10 protein-coding genes are annotated in these 9,876 nt (G+C 50.9%); 5 read left to right on the top strand and 5 right to left on the bottom strand.

Translation table 11 applies throughout. The features are described 5' to 3' along the window. Window positions 1-38 precede the first annotated feature (38 nt). From VF399_09510 to VF399_09530, 5 genes are all read right to left on the bottom strand, one after another. Window positions 39-827, bottom strand: a complete 789-nt coding sequence (locus VF399_09510; protein ID HEX7320575.1) for a hypothetical protein — start codon at window positions 825-827, stop codon at window positions 39-41. A 22-nt stretch (window positions 828-849) separates the two neighbouring features. After that, entirely contained in the window at window positions 850-1,854 is a 1,005-nt protein-coding gene (locus tag VF399_09515) for an RHS repeat-associated core domain-containing protein (protein HEX7320576.1), read from the bottom strand. A 67-nt stretch (window positions 1,855-1,921) separates the two neighbouring features. After that, a complete protein-coding gene (locus VF399_09520; GenBank protein ID HEX7320577.1) occupies window positions 1,922-2,716 on the bottom strand; it encodes a transposase in 795 nt (264 codons plus the stop codon). Between the two features lie 231 nt (window positions 2,717-2,947). Next, entirely contained in the window at window positions 2,948-3,907 is a 960-nt protein-coding gene (locus VF399_09525) for a D-cysteine desulfhydrase family protein (GenBank protein ID HEX7320578.1), read from the bottom strand. Then, window positions 3,907-5,268: an HD domain-containing protein gene (locus VF399_09530; protein HEX7320579.1), complete on the bottom strand. Its 1,362-nt coding sequence runs from the start codon at window positions 5,266-5,268 to the stop codon at window positions 3,907-3,909. The genes VF399_09525 and VF399_09530 overlap by 1 nt, the downstream gene beginning before the upstream one ends. 63 nt (window positions 5,269-5,331) lie before the next feature. Between VF399_09530 and VF399_09535 the strand changes: the two genes are divergently transcribed. The 5 genes from VF399_09535 to VF399_09555 form a co-directional block, all read left to right on the top strand. Next, window positions 5,332-6,114 (top strand): AAA family ATPase, encoded by a 783-nt coding sequence (locus tag VF399_09535; protein ID HEX7320580.1) that lies wholly within the window; start codon window positions 5,332-5,334, stop codon window positions 6,112-6,114. Further along, on the top strand, window positions 6,107-6,958 hold the full coding sequence (locus VF399_09540) for a ParB/RepB/Spo0J family partition protein (protein ID HEX7320581.1): 852 nt from the start codon (window positions 6,107-6,109) through the stop codon (window positions 6,956-6,958). The genes VF399_09535 and VF399_09540 overlap by 8 nt, the downstream gene beginning before the upstream one ends. A 35-nt stretch (window positions 6,959-6,993) precedes the next feature. After that, entirely contained in the window at window positions 6,994-7,872 is an 879-nt protein-coding gene (gene dapA, locus VF399_09545; protein HEX7320582.1) for a 4-hydroxy-tetrahydrodipicolinate synthase, read from the top strand. After that, window positions 7,869-8,642 (top strand): 4-hydroxy-tetrahydrodipicolinate reductase, encoded by a 774-nt coding sequence (dapB, locus tag VF399_09550; protein ID HEX7320583.1) that lies wholly within the window; start codon window positions 7,869-7,871, stop codon window positions 8,640-8,642. Before dapA ends, dapB begins: the two co-directional genes overlap by 4 nt. 173 nt (window positions 8,643-8,815) lie before the next feature. Beyond that, window positions 8,816-9,876: M14 family zinc carboxypeptidase (locus VF399_09555; GenBank protein HEX7320584.1), on the top strand; the 1,061-nt coding region annotated here is incomplete at its 3' end.

Genomic DNA, 9,876 nt, shown 5'->3' on the forward strand with positions numbered 1-9,876 from the left:
CGTTTAACAAGATTCTCGCCATTATTATAATGTAAGCGTCATGGAAATTCTGTTGGAAACTTCTTCTTCAGTATCTGCTTGACAATCTTTGGCATGTCGACCTTCACGGTTCCGTCCTCATTGACCTGAACCTGCCAATTTAACACCCTGCGTTTGCCATCGATTATGCCGATTGTCGTTGTTTTCACCAGATAATGATTATTCATTCTACATACCCAGGTTCGCCATTTCTCAGAGGTTAATTGCTTTTTTAAACCTTTATTATAACATTCAGTCATCGGCTTGAAAAAATCTGGTTCCAATGATCCAATCTCACTTCTGGAATTTGCAACTTCATTATAATTTTTGTTGACCTCCTCAGCAAATAATTGTGGTTCCCAAGATAGATATGGCATAACTAAACGCACAAACAACTTTGCTACGTTAATAGCTACCTCATAGTTGTTTACGTGGATCGCTTCCGATGCGATCATTCTGTTGAAATTACTTTCAAAATCGTCATTTACAATTATCATATTGAGACAAGTATCAATTATGCACACAATACCTGTTCTAGGTGGACGAGAATAATAATGAGGAAGCAATAATAATAATAGATTATTATGCATAAAAGGGGCTTCAATTGTACTCTGAAATCTATAAGTGGCATTGGTTTTAGTCGATATAGTTGAACACGCCTTCATCACTATCGAGTCGAAGACAACTGCAGTGTTCGCAAATTGCGGGTAAGTCATACTGTCGTCATGTGAAATAACATTATTCAATCCAGTTACCATACACAGAGAAAAACAACTACAAACAGAAATGTTTTTTAAGGCCAGTATCATGGTTATTCACGAATACAGCTCACTAAAGTTTTCTTTTCCAATATATATTTTCATAATTCGTTCCTCCATAGACATATGTCTTAAAATAGTTCGAGAACAGGTAACCCCATGGATCAGAATAATTTTGAAAATAATTGCCATAAAGTTGTGCGCCATGGTACCTGCCAAATCCTTCTACGCTTGGATACCAATCCCAATACCCACCTCCAAAAAGTTCATGTTCAGATGCAAGCGCGTGTGCAGCCTCCTCTACCAATATTGCCGCAACACCTAAACCTAAATAATCGATGCCAGCAGTACCGATGTTGATTATCCTCGTATCGAAATCGTAATCGCCGAGTTTCGACCCACCGATTTCCAGAAGTCCTTTGCCAATTTTTTCACGAATCTCGTTGATGATTTGTGCGCCCATTTCTGTCTTACCCCATGCTGTGTTACTCAGATAATTCACTGCCATATTCAGTTTTTCCGCACGAGTATACCTCCACCAGCCTCTTTCAAACAAGCCCGGATCCAATTCTTCAGCCGATCCTAAAAACCAGGTTGGTGAATACCACCATGATGGCGCGCCGTAATGTCCGCGCAAACCTGCTTTCCACGCTGCCATGATTTCCATCTTCCATTCCATCTCTTCCGCCCTTTTTGTCGTACCAGTCGGATCCGTATACCTCAGTGGATTGTCAATACAATATGCATACGGCGACGAGGCCGGGCTGTCCTGGGGATCAAGCTGGGTAAACCTACCGGTCTGCGGATCATAGTACCGCTGGCAGAAATAATTCAAACCCGTTTCCGAATCTAATTCCTTGCCTGTAAATCCATGCACATTGCCCGATCCGGTAAGCATCTCGCCAAACGGATAATACGCCCCGGTCCAGGCGACCGAGCCCGATTCATTGGTGGTTTTCCTAGGGCTACCCAGGGCATCGCAATGATACCAGTTCGTATCCGCGCCCACGATCCGGGCGATATCAGATCTATGAGATTGTTTGGAGTCTCGTGCTGCGGACTTAGATTTCGTGCTCAAATATCCTCCGGTAAAATAATACTAATGGAATTTTCTAGTTTGTCAATATTAGAGAAAATTCAACAAATTATAGCAGGGCGGATTTAGTGAATTTTGAGATAGCGCTAGGTGTCATTTTCAAAATCGTCGCTGTTTCATAAGTGTTAAGACCATATTTTCCCATCAGTTGAACTGCCGCTTGACGACGCAACATCTTTTCCACCCTACCCTTCGGCGTAACGATCTGTGTCTGATCAACTTCAAATTCCTGTGCAATTATCTCTAATAACGGCCTGCCGTCGCGAATTTTCAGCCGACGATGATCCCAATCCACTGGTCCTTCATCTGCTCCCATAACAAATTCCTGATACCGCTGAATTTTATCTAGTCCTGGGCTGAACATCTCTAAGACAATATCACATTTGACAAATCCGCGCGGCTCCGCGCCCACATATCGCCGGTAACTGGTCCATGGATACCCTGCCGGATCCGCTGCCAGTCCCGCATCCAGTGCCTGCCGGTGGATATAGCGCGATAACCACACACCGTATAGCGAATTCGCGACGATCTTGTTGTTATAACGCTCGCCGAAAACGTGGCCCGTGCGACTGCAGTCGCGGTTGTAATACTGGGCGTACCCGCCATGGAGAGCCATCATGAAATCGGCGATCTTGTTCGCCTGGTCATAAGCGAACAGATGGACATGCCACTTCATAAGTGCGTATGCGACAATGTCCACTTTGTACACAGACGTCATTTTTTCCAGGAGAGATAGGTAAAACTGATAATGTGATCCGTTTTTGAAAACAGGATGATGGTCATTGCCCCAGGCATAGACATGATGATAGAGTTCTTCACCCCGTTTACGAATGTTCCACCCCATAGACAACCCCCTTATGGGAGAGATTATATTTAGTTATCAGGTAAAATCAACAAAATTCAACATGATTTTGAAAAATACTACAATAATAAAATAATCGCTGAAATTACGGTGGTTTTATGGGCAATAATTCAACATTTTATGGTTTTTGTTTAATCCCGCATGATGCATAGCGGGGGCAGGGCGGAATTTGGGGAATTTGGGAATTTGTGCTAATGCACGTAATTTTTTAATCTATCCCAATTCTTTCCCGAACGCGAAGATGCTGAAGATCCCGCCGGTATGCACGAAAATTGCCTTTTTACACCGGTTTTTCTTCAGGTGCTGCCGCATGCCGTAGAAAGCCTTCCCGGTGTAAACCGGTTCAAGGATGATCCCGGTCTTCGCTAATTCTTTGATTACCTTGATCTCCTCGGAATACGGGATCCCGTAACCCTTTCCGACAAAACCGCCCACAAGCTGGATGTCGCTGCGTCTAACCCTGGCATTGAGCCCGAAGCGATCATCCGCCAGCTTACAGATCGTCAGGATCTTGTCCTCGAAAAAGCGCACCGTGTCGCAGATGATCACGCCATACAGGGCGACGCGCAAACCCAGGAGCTTCTTCCCCAGCAGGAGCCCGGCATAAGTCCCGCCTGAACCGACTGCGCAGTATACGGCATCAATGTTGTTCGCTTTTATAAATCCGGCCATTTCTTTCATGCAATTTATATAGCCCAGCGACCCGGTCTCGTTTGAGCCGCCTTCGGGTATGACGTAGCATTTACTGCCTCTTTTCCGCATGCGCCGCGCGTACGCCGCCATGAGGTCGAGCCGCCTTTCATACTGCGCGGGCGTGATATAGGTGATCGTCGCGCCCAGCAGTTTATCCAGCAGGAGATTACCGGTCATTTCTTCATGATCTTTTTTCCGGAGGAACAGATGACACTTCAGCCCGTTGCTGCGCGCGAAAGCAGCCGTGGTCCGGCAGTGATTGGACTGGACCGGTCCGCAGGTAACAAGCGTATCGCATCTCAGGCGGCGCGCATCGGCCGCCAGATATTCAAGTTTCCTGGTCTTGTTGCCGGACACGAGCACGCCATTAAGATCATCCCGTTTTATGAACAGACGGGTCGAACCGGTGAACCCGCTGTGTTCTTCGATCGGCGTGCTACCCATCAGTCTTATTGGCTTTAAATTCATTTTCCTTTTCATTACGGCGTCTCCTTTTTGGAAAAAAGTTCGCGGGCGGCCTTTCTGCCTTCTTCCTTCGTTGTGATCTTCCCTTCAAGCTGCAGGTCCAGCAATTCCTGCAGAATGACTTTGAAAATAGGTCCGGGTTCATACCCCAAGTCGATCAGGTCGTACCCGTCAACCAACCGCTCGACCTTCGGCTTGGCGTCATCCGCCCTTTTGAGATCGACCATGCGTCGGAAAGTATCCTCGAGGTGTTTGGTCCTGCCCCCGGTCGCGTAACCATCGGCCCATGCGATCATCATGGAACCGAAATAATCGTCGCCAAGATTACGAAAGAACCGGCGGATCGCACGGTCGGTCAGTTCCGCCGAAGTCGCCAGTAGATGGGGCCTCATGTGTTCCTTGACCAGTTTGCGGAGGACCGTGACATCGGCGCGCGAAAGCTTGAGCCGCTTGTATCCCAGGACCTCCACGGTCCTTGCGCCCTTTGTGTCATGCCCGTAAAAATGAACTTCGCCCTTCTTGAGTAAAAAAGTCTCCGGTTTCGCGACATCGTGCAGTAATCCGGCCAGTTTAACCAGCGGCCTCTTTCGTTCATTCGCGAAATAAGCATCGAATTCCGGCTTTAGTTCAGTACGGAAAAATCCCTCGCTCGTCAGCCGTTCCACTGCATAATAGGTCTGCATGGAATGCCCCCAGAGCTCGGGATCGCCGATGATCTTGTCCGCTTCCGGGAAGATCTGCTTAAAGATGCCGAGTTCGTCGAGGTTTTTAAGGGCGCCGTACGAGAACGGCGCCGACATTATCCGCATCAGTTCATAACCGATCCGCTCGGCCGCGGTTTTTTTCAGGGAAACATCCTGGGCGAGCCGTAAAAAGTTACGGTCCAGCGTGAGATCGAGCTCCAGGGCGAACCTGAACCCCCGCAGCACACGCAGCGGATCGCTGGACAGCGATATGTCCGACACGGTCCTGAGGATCCTTTTTTTCAGGTCCTTCATGCCGCCGAACGGGTCCAGAAATTCAAGCGTTTCCAGGTCCAGAGCCATGGCGTTGACCGTGAAATCACGGCGCTCGAGATCGGTCTGGATATCGTTGCGGCCGATCCCGATGAAATCATAGATCAGCTCGTCCTTGACCACGCGCGCTTCGTCGTCGTTCTTGCTCAGCAGCACGTAGGAGCCGCCGGTCTTTTTCGCGACCGCTCGCGCGAACGTAACCCCGGAACCCGACACCGCGAAATCATAGTCTCTGGGCATGACGCCGAGCGCCGCGTCCCTGAGCGTGCCGCCCACCAGGAACAGCTTGCGTTTACCAACCAACCGCCGGATCATCGCGACATGCTCATTGTCCGCCAGCGCGCTCATCATGATCTCCATGCCGTATTGTATCTATTACGGCGCTCGCTGTCAACGGCAGCCGGATCATCCCGTTGACTTTGGATGATTTTTTATTATTATATCCTAGTGAAGACGATCGCGATCTGCAATCAGAAAGGCGGCGTGGGAAAGACCGCGACCGCGGTGAACGTGGCCGCCGGCCTGGCCCTGGCCGAAAAAAACACTCTGCTGATCGACATGGATCCTCAGGCGAACTCCACCAGCGGGCTCGGCATCGACTACCACGGATTGGAATCGTCGATCTACGACTGCCTGTTCGAGCCGGAGTCCATCAGGGAGGCCACGGTCAAGACAAAATGGCCGTACCTTTCGGTCCTGCCATCGACGCCGGACCTGGTTGGCGCCGAGATCGAACTTGTGGACAAGGAAAAAAGAGAACAAAAGCTCAAGGACGCGTTGATCCTGGTGACTTCGGAGTACGCGTTCGGCGTGATCGACTGCCCGCCGTCGCTCGGTCTTCTGACCTTGAACAGCCTGGTCGCATGCGCCAGTGTCATCATTCCGATCCAGTGCGAATATTACGCGTTGGAGGGATTGGAGAAACTTTTACGAACCCTGAAAGCGGTGAAAGAAGGGCTCAACACGCGGCTGACGATCGAAGGAATACTACTCACCATGTATGATGCCCGGCTTAACCTGTCCAAGGATGTCGCCGAAGATATAAGGAAAAATTTCCCGGATACCGTGTTCGACAGTATCATCCCCAGGTCGGTCCGGATCGCGGAGTCCCCGTCTTACGGCACTTCCGTGCTTCACTATAATATTTCTTCATCAGGCGCTCAGGCGTACCTGAACTTGACCAAGGAGCTGCTGAACCATGCGTAAGAAAGCGCTCGGTCGCGGCATTGAAGCCCTGATCTCGCAGACGGAAAAGGACGTGCTGAAGGAAGGATTCAAGCTAATACGCCTGCGCGATATCAAACCAAACCCCTATCAGCCGCGCGCCAAGATCGAAGAGGCCGATGTCGAGGACCTGATCGCTTCGATCAAGGAAAAAGGCGTGCTGGAACCCGTGATCGTTAAAAAACAGCAGGACTATTTTATCCTCGCCGCCGGCGAACGCCGGTTCAGGGCCGCACAGTACGCGGGTCTTTCCGAGATACCTGCGGTCATTAAGGACCTGACCGATCAGGAATTGCTCGAGATCGGGCTGATCGAAAATCTCCACCGCCAGGACCTAAACCCCCTTGAGGAAGCGACCGCCTATGATCAGTTGCACAGGAAATTCGGCTTGACCCACGAGGAGATCGCCAGGATCACGAGCCGGAACCGGTCCACGATAACTAACACGCTCCGGATCCTATCACTGCCGGAAAAGGTAAAGGACTACTTGCGCAAGGGACTGTTGAACGAAGGACATGCCCGTGCGCTGTTGTCGCTGGATAACGAATTGAAGGTCGTGCAGGCCGCTGAGCGCATCGTCAGGGACGGACTTTCGGTCCGTGCGGCCGAAAGAGTTATCCAGAAAATATTTAAAAAACCCCTGATCCGACCGAGCCGGGAGAAAGAACCGAACCTGCTGATCCTTGAGGATGAACTGTCAAAGATCCTGCATACCAAGGTAACCATCACATGGAAGAGGAACCACGGCAGCATAACGATAGAATGCCTCAGCCTTGAAGATTTCAACCGCGTGTATGACATCTTAAAACGCGGCAAAAGAATATAAGCGGTCATTGATGGAAAAACAGCAAAGGAGAGTCTGTGTATAAAGGATCGTACGTGGCTATCGCAACACCGTTTAAGAATAACCGCGTTGACCAGACCGGTCTGCGCCGCAATATCGCGTTCCTTAGAGAAAACGGTTCCGCCGGCATTGTTGCCTGCGCGACCACGGGTGAAGGTCCATGCTTGAGCAAATCCGAGTACGAGTTGATCATCAGGACCTGCGTCGAGGAAGTCAAGGGCAAGATCCCGGTCATTGCCGGCGCCGGGACGAACTCGACCGCGAAAACGATCGCCATGGTGCACCACGCCCAGAATTGCAGCGCCGACGGTTTGCTGATCGTAACGCCTTATTACAACCGTCCCACGCAGGAAGGCCTTTATCAACATTACAAGACGATCAACGCCGATACTGACCTGCCCATCATGATCTACAACGTGCCTTCAAGGACCGGCACGAATATCCTGCCCTTAACCGTTGCCCGCCTGGTCCGCGACTGCAAGCGCATCAGGTCGATAAAGGAAGCGAGTGGTAACCTGGAACAGGTATCCGAGCTCCTCCGGCTCGGGGGCAAACGCCTGGACGTTCTATCCGGCGATGATTCGCTCACCCTGCCGATGTTGATGATCGGCGCTTTGGGCGTCGTGTCTGTCGTCGCCAACATCCTGCCCCGCGCCGTAGCCGATATGTGCCGGTCGTTTTTCAGCGGAAAGATAAGGGGCGCCCAAAGGATCCACCTGAGGTTATTCCCGGTCGTCAAGGCGCTTTTCCTTGAAACCAACCCGATACCTCTGAAAAAAGCCATGCATCTTATGGGGATGCCTTCGGGTAAACTGCGCCTGCCACTGGTCGAAATGAGCTCTGCCAACACCGTGCTGTTAAGATCGGCGCTCAAGGGGTACGGGGTGAAGATATGATAAAGATCTTGCTCTGCGGGGCCGCCGGCAAGATGGGTCGTGAAATTATCGCTGCTGCCGCCGGCACCAGGGATATTTCCATCGTTGCCGGTGTCGAAGTAAACAAACACGCGCTTATCAACAGGCCACTGACCGGGATCCCGACCACGGATTCGGTCACCAAATTCATTAAGCAATGCGACTGCATTGTTGATTTCACGACGCGCAAAGCGTCTCTTGATAACATTAAGGCGGCGGTCACGCTTCGTAAACCAATGGTCGTCGGCACTACCGGTTTTTCCGACCGCGAGCTCGCCAGGATCCGGCAAATGTCAAAAAGGATCCCGATCCTGCTGGCGCCCAACATGTCCATCGGCGTCAATCACCTGTATCGCCTCGTTGAGCAATCGGTCCGCAGCCTTGATGATTTCGACATTGAGATCGTCGAAACTCACCACCGTGCGAAAAAAGACGCTCCCTCAGGCACGGCCAGGACGATCGCAGGCATCGTCCAGAAAAACCGACCGGGTGCGCGACTGATCTATGGCCGATCGGGCCTGACCAGCGGTCGTCCCAGCCGGGAAGTATGCATTAACGCAGTCAGGGGCGGTGATATCATCGGCGAGCACCGCGTTCTGTTCCTCGGCAGCGGCGAGTTCATTGAACTGCGGCATTTTGCTACTGCCCGGGCATGTTTTGCCCATGGCGCCCTGGCCGCGGTCCGTTTTACAATCAAAAAAAAACGCGGTCTATTTTCAATGGCTGACGTCCTGAAAAACAGCACGATCTAAAACGTCTGAGAGCGGAGCTCTCTAGACTATTGACAATAAGAAAAAACGGCACTATAATATGTATATTTTAGTTTAGGAGGTTTACGCATAAGTTATACTTAAGTCTCTTGTAAAGGCGCATGGCTATGTTCGATAACATTTGAAATATTTGAAAAAAAAGGAGCCGATAACCTATGAATAAAATAGTCGTTGTGTTGCTCGTGCTGGGCAGCTTAGCGATCAGCCAGCACATGATAGTCCGGGTCTACACGTCATCTCAGCAGGATCTCAAATTGCTATCGGAAAAAACACTTGATATCGCAGCGGCGCGGGCCGGCGAGTGGTATGACATAGTTGCCGACCGGGCGCTGATGGACCGGATCATCAACTCGGGGTTAACGTACGAGGTGCGTGTTCTTGACATTGACTACGCCAAAGAAAATGTCAGGGCGCAATACCATTCGTATGCCGAGGTAACCACGCTGCTAAGGAACATGGCGGGCAGCTACCCTTCAATATGCAAACTGGATTCTCTCCCCTTGAGGACCTATGAGGGCAGGTGGCTCTACGGCGTCAAGATATCCGACGAACCAAGCATTGAAGACCCGAACGAACCGGGATTACTGATTGATGCGCTGCACCATTCACGGGAATGGGCGACGATCGAACTCGTGCTTTTCTTCGCCGATTCTATGCTTAAATCCTACGGGGTCGTGCCCCAGATCACCAATATCATCAACAGCACTGAGATTTATTGTTTCCCGATCATAAATGCCGATGGGTATGTCTATGATTATCCGGCGGGAAACTGGTGGCGCAGGAACCGCGAGCCTTTTGGCGGCGGCATAGGAAATGATCCTAATCGCAACTATCCGGCAAGTGCGGGCATACTCAGCGGCGATTGGGGTGCGGTTGATGGCGGTAAAGCCACGCACTACCCCGACGATGACCTTTTCTGCGGCCCCTGGCCCAATTCCGGCGATGAAACCCGGGCGTTAGTCCAATACGCGAAGTCCCATGTCATCAACGCATACATGAGTTATCACAGTTACAGTGAGTACCTTATGTGGGGATGGGGCTTCACGACCGGCGACATCCCGGATGCGACCCTGTGCACGCAAAAAGGTAATTATATGGCTAGCCTTATTACGCGTTTGGGCGGCGGCACGTATTTACCGGGACAGATCCCGGAGATCCTTTATTCGGTCAGCGGCAGCAGCATTGACTGGTTTTACAGCTGGAACCACTATGTGAA

The organism is bacterium (assembly GCA_036382775.1).
Classification (GTDB): Bacteria; Hydrothermota; Tepidihabitantia; order SM23-42; family JAOAFX01; genus DASVHD01.